The 17,016-nt window shown below is 68.7% G+C and carries 17 protein-coding genes and 1 pseudogene; 8 read left to right on the plus strand and 10 right to left on the minus strand.

What is annotated here, in order from left to right; all coding sequences use genetic code 11:
* The 6 genes and pseudogenes from LI94_RS14645 to thiO all read right to left on the minus strand — a co-directional run.
* A pseudogene (locus LI94_RS14645) lies at positions 1 to 380 on the minus strand (peptidase M28); the annotation flags it as partial.
* Positions 377 to 1,876, minus strand: a complete 1,500-nt coding sequence (locus LI94_RS14650) for a M28 family metallopeptidase (RefSeq protein WP_152664833.1) — start codon at positions 1,874 to 1,876, stop codon at positions 377 to 379. The pseudogene LI94_RS14645 and the gene LI94_RS14650, both read right to left, overlap by 4 nt.
* Before the next feature lie 36 nt (positions 1,877 to 1,912).
* Positions 1,913 to 2,671 (minus strand): SGNH/GDSL hydrolase family protein, encoded by a 759-nt coding sequence (locus tag LI94_RS14655; protein WP_046301634.1) that lies wholly within the window; start codon positions 2,669 to 2,671, stop codon positions 1,913 to 1,915.
* 79 nt (positions 2,672 to 2,750) lie between these two features.
* Complete coding sequence (locus LI94_RS14660; protein ID WP_024440137.1) at positions 2,751 to 3,512, minus strand: thiazole synthase; 762 nt, start codon at positions 3,510 to 3,512, stop codon at positions 2,751 to 2,753.
* Entirely contained in the window at positions 3,505 to 3,702 is a 198-nt protein-coding gene (gene thiS, locus LI94_RS14665; protein ID WP_024440138.1) for a sulfur carrier protein ThiS, read from the minus strand. Before thiS ends, LI94_RS14660 begins: the two co-directional genes overlap by 8 nt.
* The gene (gene thiO / locus LI94_RS14670; protein WP_024440139.1) at positions 3,699 to 4,715 is read right to left on the minus strand and encodes a glycine oxidase ThiO; all 1,017 of its coding nucleotides are present in this window, start codon (positions 4,713 to 4,715) and stop codon (positions 3,699 to 3,701) included. Before thiO ends, thiS begins: the two co-directional genes overlap by 4 nt.
* A gap of 61 nt (positions 4,716 to 4,776) precedes the next feature.
* Between thiO and thiE the strand changes: the two genes are divergently transcribed.
* A complete protein-coding gene (gene thiE, locus LI94_RS14675; RefSeq protein WP_046301635.1) occupies positions 4,777 to 5,478 on the plus strand; it encodes a thiamine phosphate synthase in 702 nt (233 codons plus the stop codon).
* A 13-nt stretch (positions 5,479 to 5,491) separates the two neighbouring features.
* Here the strand turns inward: thiE and LI94_RS14680 are convergent, their stop codons facing one another.
* Complete coding sequence (locus tag LI94_RS14680) at positions 5,492 to 5,965, minus strand: NUDIX hydrolase (RefSeq protein ID WP_046301636.1); 474 nt, start codon at positions 5,963 to 5,965, stop codon at positions 5,492 to 5,494.
* A gap of 165 nt (positions 5,966 to 6,130) precedes the next feature.
* Between LI94_RS14680 and glnX the strand changes: the two genes are divergently transcribed.
* From glnX to LI94_RS14700, 4 genes are read left to right on the plus strand one after another with little or no spacing between them, the layout of a single operon-like run.
* On the plus strand, positions 6,131 to 7,450 hold the full coding sequence (gene glnX / locus LI94_RS14685; RefSeq protein WP_024440142.1) for a protein kinase G-activating protein GlnX: 1,320 nt from the start codon (positions 6,131 to 6,133) through the stop codon (positions 7,448 to 7,450).
* On the plus strand, positions 7,450 to 8,433 hold the full coding sequence (locus tag LI94_RS14690) for a glutamate ABC transporter substrate-binding protein (protein ID WP_036456830.1): 984 nt from the start codon (positions 7,450 to 7,452) through the stop codon (positions 8,431 to 8,433). Before glnX ends, LI94_RS14690 begins: the two co-directional genes overlap by 1 nt.
* Positions 8,433 to 10,682, plus strand: a complete 2,250-nt coding sequence (locus LI94_RS14695; RefSeq protein WP_024440144.1) for a serine/threonine-protein kinase PknG — start codon at positions 8,433 to 8,435, stop codon at positions 10,680 to 10,682. Before LI94_RS14690 ends, LI94_RS14695 begins: the two co-directional genes overlap by 1 nt.
* Before the next feature lie 47 nt (positions 10,683 to 10,729).
* Positions 10,730 to 11,122: a cupin domain-containing protein gene (locus tag LI94_RS14700; RefSeq protein ID WP_239651237.1), complete on the plus strand. Its 393-nt coding sequence runs from the start codon at positions 10,730 to 10,732 to the stop codon at positions 11,120 to 11,122.
* 17 nt (positions 11,123 to 11,139) lie between these two features.
* On the opposite strand, the gene fgd is transcribed toward LI94_RS14700, so the two are convergent.
* On the minus strand, positions 11,140 to 12,150 hold the full coding sequence (gene fgd / locus LI94_RS14705; protein ID WP_024440146.1) for a glucose-6-phosphate dehydrogenase (coenzyme-F420): 1,011 nt from the start codon (positions 12,148 to 12,150) through the stop codon (positions 11,140 to 11,142).
* A 43-nt stretch (positions 12,151 to 12,193) separates the two neighbouring features.
* On the opposite strand from fgd, the gene LI94_RS14710 reads away from it, so the two are divergent.
* Positions 12,194 to 12,949, plus strand: a complete 756-nt coding sequence (locus LI94_RS14710; RefSeq protein ID WP_046301638.1) for an MBL fold metallo-hydrolase — start codon at positions 12,194 to 12,196, stop codon at positions 12,947 to 12,949.
* Between the two features lie 216 nt (positions 12,950 to 13,165).
* The gene (locus LI94_RS14715; protein ID WP_024440148.1) at positions 13,166 to 13,561 is read left to right on the plus strand and encodes a heme-binding protein; all 396 of its coding nucleotides are present in this window, start codon (positions 13,166 to 13,168) and stop codon (positions 13,559 to 13,561) included.
* 10 nt (positions 13,562 to 13,571) lie between these two features.
* On the opposite strand, the gene LI94_RS14720 is transcribed toward LI94_RS14715, so the two are convergent.
* Together LI94_RS14720 and LI94_RS14725 are read right to left on the minus strand one after the other, a co-directional pair.
* Positions 13,572 to 14,486, minus strand: a complete 915-nt coding sequence (locus tag LI94_RS14720; RefSeq protein WP_052739950.1) for an SAM-dependent methyltransferase — start codon at positions 14,484 to 14,486, stop codon at positions 13,572 to 13,574.
* Positions 14,487 to 14,511: 25 nt separating this feature from the next.
* The gene (locus LI94_RS14725; RefSeq protein ID WP_024440150.1) at positions 14,512 to 15,192 is read right to left on the minus strand and encodes a TrkA family potassium uptake protein; all 681 of its coding nucleotides are present in this window, start codon (positions 15,190 to 15,192) and stop codon (positions 14,512 to 14,514) included.
* Between the two features lie 146 nt (positions 15,193 to 15,338).
* Here LI94_RS14725 and LI94_RS14730 point away from each other — a divergent pair, with 146 nt between their 5' ends.
* A complete protein-coding gene (locus tag LI94_RS14730) occupies positions 15,339 to 16,835 on the plus strand; it encodes a potassium/proton antiporter (protein WP_024440151.1) in 1,497 nt (498 codons plus the stop codon).
* Positions 16,836 to 17,016: the final 181 nt, after the last annotated feature.

Raw genomic sequence — 17,016 nt, forward strand, 5'->3', positions numbered from 1 at the left:
ATGTGTATAAGAGACAGGGCCGGTGTGCGCACCAGCAGCGAGGCCTGATCGACCGGGTAACCAACCCCGGCGACGGTCAGCGTGGGTTTACCGGCCGAGATGGTGTCCAACCGGATGAGTTCGGGCGTCACCACCTCGAAACCCTTGTCGCGCAGGGCATTGGCCACATAATCGGCACTGGCGTCGTACCCCGGCGTGCCGTCAGCCCGATTCCGTTGGTGTGTGTCGGCGATCTCCTGCAGTCGCTGCAGATGCGTCAGCATCCCCGCGACGGTGACCTGGCCCGCCAGCCGATTCGACAGCGGCGGCTGCACGGGCTCCGGCGAGCAGCCCGCCAATACGCCGACAGCGACCAGCAGGGCTCCCGCCGGACGGATCATGGCTGGGTGAGGATGTGGCGGGTGCGATCGTCGCGCACCGGGACCCCGTTGCGGCCGCTGAGATCCTGGGCGTACAGCCCGACGGAATAGGGCACTCCGCCGCCGTTGATGGCCAGTTCGTCGCGGTCGATGTTCTCGATGGTGTCGCCCTTTTGGTGATAGTTCGGGTCGAAGGGCTCATCGGCGGCGCCGCCCCACAGCTTGGCCTCCTCGGGCGACTTCTTCACCTCCGCACCGGAGAACAACCCGCCGGAGGGGATACCGGCCTGGGTGAATCCGTCGTAGTCGGAGCGGCCGTCGAACGAGGTGTCGCGCGGCTCCTTGCCGGCCGACTTGAGGTAGGCGACCATGGTCCGCTCGATGCCGGCCGAACCTTCCGGCACCACCGGCTGGCCGCGCTTGTCCGCCGGCAGCGACTGGTCGCCGTCGTAGGTGAAATAGCCGGGATTCGGCGAACCCAGCATGTCGAAGTTCAGATACAGCGCGACGTTCTTGAGTTGCTCCTCGTCCAGCGACTCGACGTACTTCCGCGAGCCGATCAGGCCGAGCTCTTCGGCGCCCCAGAAACCGAACCGCACTGCATTGCGCACCTCGGGCGAATCTCCCAACTGCAAAGCGGTTTCCAGCACCGCGGCGACGCCGGAGCCGTTGTCGTTGATGCCGGGGCCCTCCGGAACGCTGTCCAGGTGGGCTCCGAGCATGACCACGTTCTCCGTTGACCCGCTCTTGGTCTGCGCAATCACATTGCGGGACGGGATGTCGTCGGTGTGCGCTTCGAGCTTGACCGTCATCGCCCCGCGTCCGTCGCGCAGCATCGCGCCGTCAGCCTTGGTCACGCTCACCACCGGAACCTTGACCTCGGTCTGCTCACCGAGGGTGCCGCCCATCTTCGGTTCGTCGACGCTGTCGGCCACCACCATCGCCACCGCGCCCAGCTCGACGGCGACGGCCATCTTCTCCTTGAACGGGCAGGTGCCGCGGTCTACCAGTACGACGGCGCCTTTGACCGTCAGCCCCTCGTAGTCTTCGGCGCTGCAGCCGGGGCTGTCGTCAGCCGGTGCCGCGACCAGCGGACCGGTGACCCCCTCGGGCGGTGTCCCGAGGCTGTACATCAGCGCGCGGGCTTCGACTGTTTTGTCGCCGAGGTGCACCGAGCCGGGCTCGGATTTGAACACCCGCGCGGTGAACTCCGGGGTCTGGACGTCGAAGCCGTGATCACGCAAGGTGCTGGCCACGTACTCGACGCTGGCGTCGTAGCCCGGGGTGCCGATGGCACGGGTGCCGTTGTTGGCGTCGGCGATGTCCTGCAGCTTCTGCAGGTGCGCCATCATGGCGTCGACCGTGACCTTGTCGCGCAGGCTACTGGCGAACTCAGCGGCCGCGGCGGGATCTGCTCCCTGCTCGGTGTTTTCCGGCGTGCGGCTGCAGCCGGCGCTGAACAGCGCACCGACCAACACGGCGCCGAGGGCAGGGATCAACTTCGACTTGTAGTCCACCGACCCCACGTTAGTGGGTAGGAAGCTGATGCGAAGTCAGGCCCGGCCGCCGCAACGCACGACGACCAGCTCGGCGATCGCGGCCATACCGGCGGCGTTGGGGTGAAAGGGCCATGGCCACCACGGCAGCGGCAGGCCCGCTCCCACCGTCCAGGCTCGCGCCGACCAGGGATGGTGCTCCCGGCTGGCATCGCCGGCGCGGATGAGCTCACAGCCGGTGGCGGCGGCCGCCGCGGCGGTGTGGCGCTCCAAACCGTGGGCGACGTGGCGGGCCAGCGTCACGACGTCCTCGGGCAACCGCCCGGCGCTGACCCCGGCCGGCGGCAGCAGAGTCAGGTAGTCGACGAAGAACACCCGAGCCTGCGGTGCGCGGCTCCGCACGGCCGCGCCGACGGCCCGCAGCGCTGCTTCGACCTCGCCCAGCGCCTGCTTGCGCTGCCCAGGGTCCAACAGCGCGGCCACGGCGGGCAGCCGCTGGAAGATCCCGGGCAGCGTCGCGGCCATCAACAGCGGCACGTAGCCGACATCGTTGCCGCCGATGGTGACGGTCACCAGGGACTCCGAACCGTCCAGCGCGTCGATCTGGGGTGGCGCACCGTGTTGGCGCTCCTTGAGCAGATGGGCAGTCGTGGCGCCGGAGAACGTGACGTCAACCAGATCGAGGTTCAGCCTGCGGGCGACCAGGTGCGGGTAGTTGCGTGCCGAGCGGCCCGACGCCCGCGGCGCGCCGGCGGCACGAGGCCGGATTCCGGGTCCGGCCGCCATCGAACTCCCTAAGGCGACATAGCGATTCATCGACGTTGCTCTCCGCCGAGCGGGAATCCGGCGAAGCGACATGGCGCCGACGCATCGCGACGTTCACCCTCGACGGGCATCACAGGGCGGGGCTCGACGCCTGCGCCCAGAACCGCTTCGGAATTCGTCCGGCACGTCGCGCCAGATACCCGGCGGTGACTGCGGCCGCCATGGCCGCGGCCATCGCCGGCGGGTCGGCCGCCCGGGTCACCGCGGTGGCCAGCAGCACCGCATCGCAGCCCAGCTCCATTGCCAACGCGGCATCGCTGGCGGTGCCGATGCCGGCGTCGAGCACCACCGGGACCCCGGCGGCGGCGACGATCATCTCGATGCTGTGCGGGTTGGCGATGCCCAGCCCGGTGCCGATCGGCGAGCCCAGCGGCATCACGGCCGCACATCCGACGTCCTCGAGCCGGCGGGCCAGCACCGGGTCGTCATTGGTGTAGGGCAGCACCACAAACCCGTCGTCGACCAATTGTTCAGCGGCACGCACCAATTCGATGCCGTCTGGCAGCAGGGTGCGCTCGTCGCCGATCACCTCCAGCTTGACCCATTCGGTACCGAGCGCCTCACGTGCCAACTGGGCGGTCAGCACCGCTTCAGCGGCACTGCGGCAGCCGGCGGTGTTGGGCAGCGGCGTAATGCCGAGCCGGCTCAGCAGGTCCAGCATGCCGGTTCCGCCTTCGGCATCGACGCGGCGCATCGCGACCGTGGTCAGCTCGGTGCCGGAAGCCACCAACGCCTCTTCCAGCGACGTCAGGCTTTGCGCCCCACCGGTTCCCATGATGAGCCGGGAGCTGAACTCCCGCCCGGCGATGGTCAATTTCACGTCGTCAACCACCTTGCACCGCCGTCACCACGTCGAGACAGGCACCATCGGACAACGTGGTGGCCCAGCGCGATTTCGGCAGCACCGCCCGGTCAACCGCCACCGCGATACCGCGATCGGGATAACCCATCGAAGCCAGCAGCGACGCGACGGTAGTCGCCTCAGCCACTTCCACCTGCTTCTGGTTGACATTGATGATCATTGCTGTACTCCAACCGGAAGTAGTTCGGACACAACCTGTTCGGCGGTCCATGGTGCCAACAGGAACCCGTTGCGGCCATGCCCGGCAGCGACATAGGTCCGGTCGTCGAGACGATGCACCAGCGGCAGGTTGTCCGGCGTCATCGGCCGCAGGCCCGCGGCGCATTCGGCCAGCTCATACTCCCCCAGCGCCGGAACCAGCGCGCAGGCGTCATCGAGCAGGTCGCGCACCCCGGAGACCGCCGGCGCGGTGTCTCGGCCGTGCTCGTACTGGGTAGCCCCCACCACCACACCATCGGGACGCGGCACCAGATAGACCGCGCGACCGTGCACCCGCGCTCGGATCACCCGCTGCGGTGGCGGCAGGCAGCCTTTGCGCCAGCGCAGCCGCAACACCTCGCCCTTGACCGGGCGGATCGCCAGGCCGGGCCACAGCGCGGGGGCGTCGATGCCGTTGGCGATCACCACCGCATCGTCGGTGGCCACTTCGGCGAGGTCTCCCACCGGTGGGGCCCAACTGACGCCCAGGTCCTCGCACGAGTCGACCAGGGCGGTGACCACCGCGCGGTTGTCCACCGCCAACTCGGTGGGGGCCCGGAAACCGTGCCGAATGGTGCCGGCCAGCAGCGGTTCGATGTCACGGGCGGCGGATTCCCAGATCACCGGGTGGCCCTGCGCGGACAGCCAGTCGGCGACAGTGCGCAAGTCTGCGACGTCGGCGCGGTCGGCGGCCACCACCAGCGATTCGCGCGCGGTGACAACCTGGGCCGGCAGCCCGTCGAGGAAGTCGTGCCACAGCTCCAGCGAGCGCAATCCCAGCCGCAGCTGCCGGTCCTCGCCCGGCCACCCCTCACTGTGCGGGGCCAGCATGCCACCTGCCACCCAGGAGGCGCCGTATTCAGTGGTGCGGTGCACCCGCACCGACCAGCCGGCCCGGGCGGCCTGCCGAGCCACCGACAGCCCGATGACACCGCCGCCGATCACGGCCAGCGAACCGAGCGAGGGTCCGGGCATGTGCTGCTCCCTTCCACCTGCTCGCGTGTCAACACACCAAGCTAGCCGCTAGCGTCGCGGTGTGCACAAACCCTCCGGCCGACCCCCCAGCCCGCCCTCCGACCGTCGCGCCCGACTCGCGGATGCCCGGCTCTACCTGTGCACCGATGCCCGCCGGGAACGCGGTGACCTGGCCGAGTTCGCCGATGCCGCGCTGGCCGGTGGCGTCGACATCATCCAACTGCGCGACAAGGGTTCGGCGGGCGAGCAGCGGTTCGGCCCGCTGGAGGCCCGCGGCGAACTGGCGGCGCTGGAGATCCTGGCTGACGCCGCGCGACAGCACGGGGCCCTGCTGGCGGTCAATGACCGCGCCGACATCGCCCGTGCCGCCGGTGCCGACGTGCTGCACCTGGGCCAAGACGACCTGCCGCTGCCGGCGGCGCGCGAGGTCATCGGGCCGCAGATGCTGATCGGCCGGTCGTGCCATGACCGCGATCAGGTCAGCACGGCCCTGTCCGAGCCGGTCGACTACTTCTGCACTGGGCCGTGCTGGCCCACGCCGACCAAGCCGGGCCGATCGGCCCCGGGGCTGGAGCTGGTGCGGTTCGCCGCCGACGCGGGCCAGGCCAAGCCGTGGTTCGCCATCGGCGGTATCGACCTCGAGCGGCTGCCGCAGGTGGTGGCGGCCGGCGCCAGCCGGGTGGTGGTGGTGCGCGCGATCACCGCTGCCGAGGACCCCCGGGCCGCGGCGGCGGCACTGCGGGCCGGGCTGACCGGGGCGTAGCGGGCGGCCGGTCTCAGCCGGGCAGTTCCAGCCCGCGCAACAAATCCCAGCTGGCGGCGAAACCCGGATGCAACGGCAGCCCGGCGACGTCATGTTCGTCGACCCACCGCAGTTCGGTGCTCTCTCCATTGGGCACCACCGGCAGCAACTCGTCGGCGTCGGCGACGACGGTGGTGTAGGTCCAGCTGGTGCCACTGGCCGACGCGGTCACCACCGCCGCGCGCACGATGATCCGCTCGGCGGGCAGGCCGGCCTCCTCCTGCGCCTCCCGGATCGCGGCCTCTTCAGCGGTCTCGTGGCTGTCGCGAGCGCCGCCGGGCAGCGCCCAGGTGCCGCCCTGATGGCTCCACCAGGCGCGGTGTTGCAGCAGCACGGTGCGGGCACCACTGGGCCGGGGAGCCCGCAGAAGCAGCCCCGCCGCACCGTGCCGGCCCCAGAAGCGGACGCCGGTATCGGAGAACGCCCACCCATCGCCGTCACCACGCACGCTTGGAAGCGTATCGGGGCGGGCAAGGTCTCGGTTCTGGCGAGATCACGCGACGTTTTCGACAACAACCGGCCCGAGAGGCCGCGCAGACACCGCCCACGCTCTTAGAATCCCTTTATTATCGTTGGTGCCGCGATCAGCCGCAGGGATGGAGCCTGAACAGACGTGACCGTTGAGTTGGCGCACCCGTCAACCGAGCCAGCGGGGTTACGGTCGCCGACCGAACCGGCCAGACCCCGATGGTGGTTCTTCACCACCACCCCCGGCCGCATTCTGGCCATCGGACTCATCCTCGCCGCCCTCGGCGGCCTCAGCGCCTTCGCCACCGCCACCACGATCAACAACCGGCAGAACACCCTGACCACGGTGCTCGACCACACCGAGCCGTTGGCGTATGCCGCCGGGCAGCTCTACACCACCCTGTCGGTCGCCGACGCCGCGGCAGCCACCGCATTCATCGCCCAGGGCGAACCGCGGGCGGTGCGGGAACGCTACGAACAGGCCATCACCGCCGCCGCGGTGGCAGTGACCAGGGCCTCCGGCGGTCTGGACGACGAGCCACTGCTGCAACTGCTGGGCCGAATCAATGCGCAGCTGGCCGTCTACACCGGTCTGATCGAGACGGCCCGGACCAATAACCGCTCGGGTGATCCAGTCGGCTCGTCGTACCTGTCGGAAGCCTCCGAGCTGATGCAGCACACCATCCTTCCCGACGCCCAGCGCCTCTACCAGGCGACTTCGGCGACCGTGGACGTGCAGACCACGGCGTCGACGCGGGTTCCGGCACCGGTGATTTTGGTGGTCGCGACCACCGTGCTGTTCGGCGCGTTCGCGCACCGCTGGCTGGCCCGACACACCCGGCGCCGGATCAACCCCGGTCTGGTCGCCGGTGGCCTCGCGATTCTGTTGATGGTCATCTGGGTCGGAACGGTGCTGGTGATCTCCACCGCGGGCAGCCGCACCGCCAAGGACACCGGCGCCGAGTCGCTCAAAGAGATCACCAATCTGGCGATCACCGCGCAGCAGGCCCGTGCCGACGAGACCCTGTCGCTGATCCGGCGCGGCGACGAGGAGACCCGCAAGCAGACCTTCTACCAGCGCATCGACACCATGCAGGAGCAGCTGCAGGAGTATCTGGAGCGCGGCGACGCCGTGGACAAGGCCGACCTGGCCAACGCCGGGCAGCTGCTGGCCCGCTGGCGGCAGGCCAATGATCGGATGAACGCGTACATCAGCGTCGGCAACTACCGGGCCGCCACCCAGGTCGCGCTGGGAGGCAGCGGCGACGACTCGACGCCGGCGTTCGACCAGCTCGATGCGGCCCTGGACAAGGCGCTGCAGCACAGTCGCAATCAGCTGCGCGGCGATGTCCTCAACGCCCGCCGGGTACTGTCGGTGGCCCCGGTGGGCGGCGCGGTACTGAGCATGGGTGCCGCGATCGCGGTCGCGCTGGGCTTGTGGCCTCGACTGAACGAGTACAGATGATGATCCAACGTCGGCCCCGGTTGCTGCTGTGCGCATTGAGCGCCGTGTTGGTGCTGTCCGGCCTGACCGGCTGCGGCCGCTCGGAATTCGTGACCGCGACCGCGATGCCGACGCTGCCACCGCCCACCCCGGCCGGTATGGAGGAGTTGGCGCCGGAGGCGCCACGGCCGCCGGAACCGCGCACCGAGGACTGCGATGCCACCGCCAGCCTGCGCCCGTTCCACACCAAGGCCGAGGCTGATGCGGCGGTCGCCAAGATCCGCCATCGGGGCCGGCTGATCGTCGGGCTGGACATCGGCAGCAACCTGTTCAGCTTCCGCGACCCGATCACCGGTGAGATCACCGGCTTCGACGTCGATATCGCCGGCGAGGTAGCCCGCGACATCTTCGGCACGCCCTCGCAAGTCGAATACCGAATACTGGCGTCGGCCGAACGGATCGCGGCCCTGCAGAAGTCCGAAGTCGATATCGTGGTCAAGACCATGAGCATCACTTGCGGCCGACGTGAGCTGGTGAACTTCTCCACGGTGTACCTGGTGGCCAATCAGCGACTGCTGGTCCCGCGCGACTCCGCGATCCGCCAGGCCGCGGACCTCTCCGGCAAGCGGGTCTGTGTGGCGCAGGGCACCACCTCGCTGCGGCGGATCCGCAACATCACTCCGGCCCCGATCATCGTTTCGGTGGTGAACTGGGCCGACTGCCTGGTGGCGCTGCAACAGCGTCAGGTCGACGCCGTCAGCACCGACGACTCGATCTTGGCCGGCCTGATGTCTCAGGACCCGTACCTGCACATCGTCGGACCGAGCATGGACGAGGAGCCGTACGGGATCGGGATCAACCTGAACAACACCGGGCTGGTGCGCTTCGTCAACGGAACATTGGAGCGCATCCGCCGCGACGGCACGTGGAACACCTTGTACCGCAAGTGGTTGACGGTGCTGGGGCCGGCGCCGGTACCACCGACACCGAGGTATTCGGACTGATGGCTGACCGCGACGACGACGCAGGGCAGACCGCGGCCGAACTGGAAGACGACGGCCCGGCCACTCAGCGCGCGGACGTGCTGGCGGAATCGTCGTCGGTACGTCGGCCGATGTCGACCCAGGCGATCTTCCGCCCCCGGGAGGGCTCGAACTCCGCGATTTCGGTCGAATCCCATGACACGACGGTGGTGCGCCCCGTCGCTCCGCGGCGGCGGCTGGGCGGCGGCCTGGTGGAGATCCCCCGGGTTCCCCCGATCGACCCGCTCGCCGCGCTGATGGACGATCCGGAAGTCGCCGAGTCCAAGCGCTTCTGCTGGAATTGCGGCCGACCGGTGGGCCGGTCCACCGGGGATGCGAAGGGCGCCTCCGAAGGCTGGTGCCCACACTGTGGAAGCCCGTATTCCTTTCTGCCGCAGCTCAAACCCGGCGATATGGTGGCCGGCCAATACGAGATCAAGGGCTGCGTGGCCCACGGCGGTCTGGGCTGGGTGTATCTGGCGGTCGACCACAACGTCAACGAGCGTCCGGTGGTGCTCAAGGGCCTGGTGCATTCCGGCGACGCCGAGGCGCAGGCCATCGCGATGGCCGAGCGGCAGTTCCTTGCCGAGGTAACCCATCCGTCGATCGTCAAGATCTTCAACTTCGTTCAGCACCCGGACTCCCACGGCGACCCGGTCGGCTACATCGTGATGGAGTACGTCGGCGGCCAATCGCTCAAACAGCGCCGCGGCACTCGGCTGCCGGTAGCCCAAGCCATCGCCTACATGCTGGAAATCCTTCCCGCCCTGGGTTATCTGCATTCACTGGGCCTGGTCTACAACGACCTCAAGCCGGAGAACATAGTGCTCACCGAGGAGCAGCTGAAGCTGATCGACCTCGGCGCGGTGGCACGCATCAACTCCTTCGGCTACCTCTACGGCACCCCCGGGTTCCAGGCGCCCGACATCGTTCGCACCGGTCCTACCGTGGCCACCGACATCTACACCGTGGGTCGGACCCTGGCCGCGCTGACGCTGAAGTTGCGCACCCGTGACGGCCGCTACGTCGAGGGACTGCCCGACGACGACCCGGTGTTGAAGAAGTACGACTCCTACCGCCGGCTGCTGCGGCGGGCCATCGATCCCGACCCGCGAAGGCGGTTCTCCTCTGCCGAGGAGATGTCCGCGCAGCTGATGGGCGTACTGCGCGAAGTGGTGGCCCGCGACACCGGGACACCGCGGCCCGGCCTGTCGACGGTGTTCACCCGTTCGCGGTCCACCTTCGGCGAGCACCTGCTGGTCGCGCACACCGACGTCTACCTGGACGGGCATGTGCACTCCCAGAACCTGACGGCACGTGAGATCGTGACTGCCCTGCAGGTGCCGCTGATCGACCCGAGCGATGTCGCCGCTCCACTGTTGTCGTCGATGGAGCTCAGCGAACCGGTGCAGACACTCGACTCGCTGCGCGCTGTGCGAAACAGCTCGCTGGAGTCCGATGGCATCGATTTGTCGGAGTCCATCGGCCTGCCGCTGATGGAGGTGCGGGCGCTGCTCGACCTGGGCAACGTCACCAAGGCGACCAGCAAGCTCGACGCCCTGGCGGAGCAGGTGGGCTGGCTCTGGCGGCTGGTCTGGTTCCGTGGGGTGGCCGAACTGCTCACCGGCGACTACGAAGCGGCCCGCAAAGACTTCACCGAGGTGCTCGACATGTTCCCCGGCGAGCTGGCGCCGAAGATGGCGTTGGCCGCCACCGCCGAGCTGGCCGGAACCGACGACGAGCGCGGTTTCTACGAGTCGGTGTGGCACACCGACGACAGCGTGATCTCGGCCGCCTTCGGTCTGGCCCGCGCTCTTTCGGTGGAAGGCGACCGGACCGCGGCTGTCCGTACCCTCGACGAAGTTCCAGCCACCTCAAGGCATTTCACCACCGCGCGGTTGACCAGCGCGGTGACACTGCTGTCGGGGCGTTCGTCCAGCGAGATCACTGAGGCCCAGATCCGTGATGCTGCCCGCCGGGTGGAGGCGCTGCCGGACACCGAACCGCGAGTGTTGCAGATCCGGGCGCTGGTGCTGGGCGCGGCGATGGACTGGCTGACCGAGCACGAGGCCAGCACGAACCACATCCTCGGATTCCCGTTCACCGAGCACGGTTTGCGGCTCGGTGTGGAGATGGCGCTGCGCGCCCTGGCCCGGCTCGCGCCCACCCAGGAGCATCGCTACCGCCTGGTCGACACGGCCAACGCGGTGCGGCCGATGAGCACGTTCTAGATCCGATGACCGTCCCCAGCCGGCTTCGGCGAGCTTGCGCGATTTCCGTGACCTTAGTGGTCGCGCTGGCGCCACCGGCCACCGCGACGCCGAGCGACCAGACCAGCGGGGTGACCCTGTCCCAGACCTCGGTCGACGGCCGAGACTACTTCCTGCGGGAGATCACCATCGAACCCGGCGGCAGCACCGGCTGGCACTGGCATCCCGGCACCGTCTTCGGCGTCGTGCGACAGGGCACCTTGACCCATCATCGCGCCGACTGCAGTCTCGACGGCAGCTACGGACCCGGCGACCCGATCACCGAACCCGGCGGGCCCGAGCATGCCCACATCGGCCGCAACCTGGGGTCGACTCCGGTGGTGCTGCAGGCGGTGTACCTGTTGCCGGTAGGCGCCCCGCTCTTCGAGGATGCGCCCGACCCCGGTTGCGGTTACGCCTGACCGGTCCCTGAAGCTGCTCAGCCCAGCCGGCGCAGCCGCGGCTCCAGGTCGGTCTTGAACAGCTCCAGGAAACGGCGCTGGTCGTGGCCGGGTGCGTGGAACACCAGATGGTTCAGGCCCCACTGCACGTACTCGCCGACTTTCTCCACGGCCTCATCGGGGTCCGAGGCGACGATCCAGCGTTTGGCGATCTGCTCGATCGGCAGCGCGTCGGCGGCCTTCTCCATCTCGATCGGGTCGTCGATGGAGTGCTTCTGCTCGGCGGTCAGCGACAGCGGCGCCCAGAATCGAGTGTTGTTCAGCGCCAGGTCGGGATCCGGGTCATAGGAGATCTTGATCTCGATCATCTTGTCGACGCCGTCGACGTCGCGTTCGGCGATGGCCGCGCCCTCGCGCACGGCCGGCATCAGCTTCTCGGTGTAGAGCTCCTCGCCCTTGCCGGAGGTGCAGATGAAACCGTCGCCGACGCGCCCCGCGTACTTCGCCACCGCCGGCCCCCCGGCCGCGATGTAGACCGGCACTCCGGACTCCGGGACGTCGTAGATCGAGGCGCCCTTGAGCTTGTAGTAGTCACCGTCGAAGTCCACCCGGTCACCGCGCCACAGTTCGCGCATCAGCCGCACCGACTCACGCAGCCGCCCGAACCGCTCCTTGAACTCGGGCCACTCGCCGGTGAAACCGGTGGCGATCTCGTTCAAAGCCTCGCCGGTGCCAACCCCCAGAAAGATCCGCTGCGGATACAGGCAGCTCATCGTCGCGAAAGCCTGCGCGATGACGGCGGGGTTGTACCGGAAGGTCGGGGTCAGCACCGAGGTGCCGAGCTGGATCTTGCTGGTCCGCTCGCCGACCGCGGTCATCCAGGCCAACGAGAACGGGGCATGCCCGCCTTCATGCCGCCAGGGCTGGAAGTGGTCGCTGACGGTGGCGCTGTCCATCCCATGCGCTTCGGCGGCTACGCCGAGCTCCACCAGCTCCCGCGGCCCGAACTGCTCTGCCGATGCCTTGTACCCGAGTTTTAGTTCCGCCATTCCACCTTTTCTACTCTCCCGCCGCCTTTCTAAACTCACGGGCATGGGTGAGAAGCTCGTCGAGCTCGTTCCGGTGACCGAACGGGTGTACTTGGCCCGCGGCGAAGCCGTCAACTGGCTGCTGGTCACCGACGACAGCGGAGTCATGTTGATCGACGCCGGTTACCCCGGCGATCGCGCCGACGTGTCGGCGTCGCTGGGCGCCTTGGGCTATCGCCCGGCCGATGTGCGGGCGGTGTTGCTCACCCATGCCCACGTCGACCATTTCGGTGCGGCGATCTGGCTCGCAAAGACACACGGCACCCCGGTCTACTGCCACGCCGACGAGGTCGGCCACGCCAAACGCGATTATCTGGAGCAGGTTTCACCGCTGGCGTTGGCTCCGCGACTGTGGCGGCCGAGCTGGGCACTGTGGAGCGCGCACGTGGTGCGCAGCGGCGGCCTGAACCGGGAGGGCATCCCGTCCGCACAAGCGCTGACCGGCGAGATCGCCGCCGGACTGCCCGGTCAGCCGGTCGCCATCCCCACCCCCGGCCACACCCGCGGGCACTGCTCGTACCTGGTCGATGGCGTGCTGGCCAGCGGGGATGCGCTGATCACCGGCCATCCGGTGTTGTCGCACAGCGGGCCGCAACTGCTGCCGGAGCTCTTCAGCTACAGCCAGCAGGACTGTCTGCGCAGCCTCAGCGCGCTGGCGTTGCTGGAGACCGAGGTCTTGGCACCCGGTCACGGCGACGTCTGGCATGGGCCGATCAAAGAGGCCGCCGAGGCCGCAATCGAGCGTGCCAGCAAATATTAAGGTCACGATCGGATAAGTGCTGATCCCGCAGATTAAGGACGGCCCTTACCGAATCGCTCCGTACATGTGGAGTGATTGCCGCCAAAAGCTGCGACCAGTGCAGGAACGATGGCTGCAAGCGTCAATCGTGTGCCCCAGGACACATGGCGTGCACTCCAGCCGCGCGTACCTTGGGCTCCGGACGGGAACTGCATTCCACACCCGGAAGGAAAATCAATGTCGAAAGCCCACGGCTTCACCATGTTTCACCGGCTCGGCCTCGGTGCCGGACTGCTTGGCGCCACCGCCGCCGCCCTGGTCGTCGCGCCGTCGGCGTCTGCGGCACCGGACTGCAGTCCAGCCGGGGTATCCCACACCGTGAACTCGGTGACGGGTTCAGCGCGGCAGTACCTGGCCGCGCACCCCGGCGCCAACGCGGTGGTCAATCAGGCCATCGGCGCACCGCGTCCACAAGCCGCCGCGGATGTGCGCAGCTACTTCACCGCACACCCGCAGGAGTACTTCGAACTGCGGAACATCCTGGCGCCCATCGGCGAGACGCAGCGGCAATGCCAGACCACCGGCCTGCCGCCCGAGTTGGCTTCGGCCTACGCCGAATTCATGGCCGGATAGCGTCGGGCGGTCAGCGCCGGACGGCCGCAACGTAGCGGATGGCCGCCGGAGCGCCGTCGAGTTCACGGTCGGACAGCCGGGGCAGCCGGGCCGCCGCGAACAGGTCAGCGATACCGGATTGGTTGGTGGCCCAGCCGCTTTCGGTGAGATGCCGCACGACGTCGGTGTGCTCTCCGGAATAGAACGGGCCGGGCCCGGTGAGGCTCAGGCCACGCCGGCGCCACCGCTCGACGAGTGATTCGTGATGGACGGCCTGCGGCCGGCTCGGCGGCACCGCGTGATCAGCGGCGAGCCGGCTGCCAGGCGCGCTGAGCGCAGTGACGCCGTCGAGCAGACGATTCTGCGCATCGGAGGGGACGTACCAGACCAGCAACCCCTCGATCACCCACACGGTGGGCGCGGCGGCGTCAAAACCCACCCGGCGCAAAGCCGCCGGCCAGTCGCCGCGTAAGTCGACGCCGACCGCGCGACGGTTGACGCTCGGCGTGGCGTCCCAGGCCCGCATGGTGCTGGTCTTGAAGTCCACGACATGCGGATGGTCGACCTCGAAGACGATGGTCTCCGGCGGCCACCACAGCCGATAGGCCCGGGTGTCGAGCCCCGAGCCCAGGATCACCGCCTGCCGGATGCCCGCGCGGGCGGCATCGGTGAAGAACGCGTCGAAGAACAGGGTCCGCGCCGCGGAGAACTCGGCAAACCGGGGAAATCCCCCGTCTCTGCCGAGCCGGCTGATGTCGAGGTCCCCGTCGGCCACCCGGATGCAGAACTCCAGGCCGACCTTGTGCACCAACGGCGCTGCGAACGGGTCGTTGATCAGCTCGCGCGACACCGCCGCGGCCCGTGCCGCCGCCAGCACAGTGGCCATGACGCCCGCGCCGCTGGCCAGGCTCCCGGCGTCATCCTGCTCGTTCGGCGCCGTACTCACGGGTCCCCACCGCGACGGCACGACGTCAGTGTGTCCTTCTGCCGGCGGGAGCGCCGTGCACCACCGCGCGGACCGCGTCGTCTATCCCGCTGGCCGCGGCGAAGAGCATCTCGTCGCCGGCCTGCAGCGCCTCGGTCGCCCGCGGCAGAATCACCCGGTCACCGCGCTGCACCGCGACCAGCGCGGCGCCGTCGGGCAGCACGATGTCACAGACCTGCCGACCGATCAGCGGGTTGTCCTCGGGCAGAGTCAGTTTCGTCAGGCTGGCCTGACCGCGCCGCAGGCCCATCAACGGGACCAGGTGGCCGACGTCGATGGCGCCCTCCACCGCGGCGACCATCGCCCGTGGGGTGGAGACCGCCACGTCGATGCCCCACTCTTCGGTGAACAGCGGCTCGTTGCGGGCGTTGTTGACCCGAGCCACCACCCGGGCCACCCCGAACTCCGCCTTGGCCAGCAACGCGGTGGCCAGGTTGGCCTTGTCGTCACCGGTGGCAGCGATCACCACATCACAGATCTCGATGCCGCATTCCCGCAGCGCGCTCAGCTCGCAGGCATCCGCGAGCAGCCACTCAGCTTCCGGGACGGTATGGGGCTGGTAGTGCGCCGGGTTGCGTTCAATCAGCAGCACCCGGTGACCGTCGCCGATCAGTTCTCGCGCGACCGATCGCCCCACCGCGCCGGCGCCGGCGATCCCGATGCGCATGCTGGCTCCCCTCATCACCCGCCGCTCCGGGCGTAACACAGTCGTGACAGCGCTACTGATTTACTGACAGATAACACGAACCCGCCGACTTTGAGCGAATCACATAGGCGGGTCCGACCGCCACCAACAGCCCGAACGGGGATCAGATGAGCCTGGAACAGCTCTACCTGGCTCTGTTGATCGGGGGCTTGGTTCTGCTGGCCAGCATTATCGCCACCCGCGCGGCGGATCGGGTCGGGCTGCCCAGTCTGTTGCTGTTCCTGCTGGTCGGTGTGGCGATCGGCAACGACGGGCTGGGCCTGGATTTCTCCGACGTACAACTGGCCAGTGACCTGGGCACCACCGCGCTGGCCGTGATCCTGGTCGAAGGTGGTTTGACCACCCGGTTCGCCAACATCCGTCGGCTGCTGGCGCCGGCGGCGGTGCTGGCCACCGTCGGCGTCGTGGTCAGCATGGCGGTGATAGCGGTGGCCGCGCACCTGCTGCTGGGTATCAGTTGGCAATTGGCGTTCCTGCTGGGTGCGATCGTCTCACCGACCGACGCCGCGGCGGTGTTCTCCATCCTGCGGGTGCTGCCGCTGCCCAGACGGGTGGCCGGCCTGCTGGAGGCGGAGTCCGGTTTCAACGATGCCCCGGCGGCCATCGTGGTGCTGATGCTGAGCACGACGCCGCTGGTGATCGACCCCGTCCACGCCATCGGCGGGGTGTTCTATGAGCTGGTGGCGGGCTCGGCGATCGGCCTGGCCGTCGGGCTACTCGGCGCGATAATGCTGCGCCGGGCGGCCTTGCCGGCGTCCGGTCTGTATCCCTTGGCGACGTTCGGGCTCGCCATGGTGGCGTTCGCGGCGGCGGCGTCGTTGCACTCCAGCGGATTCATCGCCGCCTACCTGTCGGGTGTGGTGCTGGCCAACTCCGGCCTGCCGCACCGCGCGGCCATCCGCTCGTTCGCCGAGGGGCTGGGCTGGCTGGCGCAGATCGGGCTCTTCGTGTTGCTGGGCCTCCTGGTGAGCCCGAGCCAGTTGTCCGGCGAACTGATCCCGGCGCTGATCATCGGTGCGGTGCTGCTGCTGTTGAGCCGGCCGGTGTCGGTGGTGGCGTCGCTGATCTGGTTCAAGGTGCCCTGGCGTGAACAGATCTTCCTGTCCTGGGCGGGACTGCGTGGCGCGGTCCCGATCGTGCTGGCGACCTTCCCGATCGTCGAGGGCGTACCGGACAGCTACCGCCTGCTCAACATCGTGTTCATCCTGGTGGTGGTCTACACGGTGGTGCAGGGCCCCAGCCTGGGGTTGTTCGCCCACTGGCTACGACTGATCCCGCGCGACGCCACCCGCGAGATCCAGGTCGAGGCGGCGCCGCTGGACGTCTTGGAGGCCGAGCTGCTGACCATGACGGTGCAGCCGGGTTCGAAACTGCACAACGTCTCGGTGCTGGAGCTGCGGCTGCCCGACCCGAGCGTCATCACGCTGATCATTCGCAAGGGCGACACCTTCGTGCCGCAGCCCGACACTCGGATCACCATCGGCGACGAGCTGCTCATCGTGACCACCAGCAAGACCCGCTTGTCCGCCGAACGCCGGCTGCGAGCGGTCAGCCGGCGCGGCAAGCTGGCCCACTGGTTCGACGAGTACGGCGATAACGAGTAACCCCGTCGCGGTGACCCTGCGCTGGGAGCGGGGGCCACTCGTACTCTTGCGCCCTCAGCGCGGCGTCAACGAGAGAAGGTGAGCAGCGGGATCGCCGTCTCAGCCGGGGTGAGCCCGCCGTGGAAGCCGATGAGTTGTGCCGTCTGCGGCGGCTCGTGTTCTGTCTCTTATACACATCTGA

It is taken from the genome of Mycobacterium sp. UM_Kg27, assembly GCF_000972905.1.
Taxonomy (GTDB): domain Bacteria; phylum Actinomycetota; class Actinomycetes; order Mycobacteriales; family Mycobacteriaceae; genus Mycobacterium.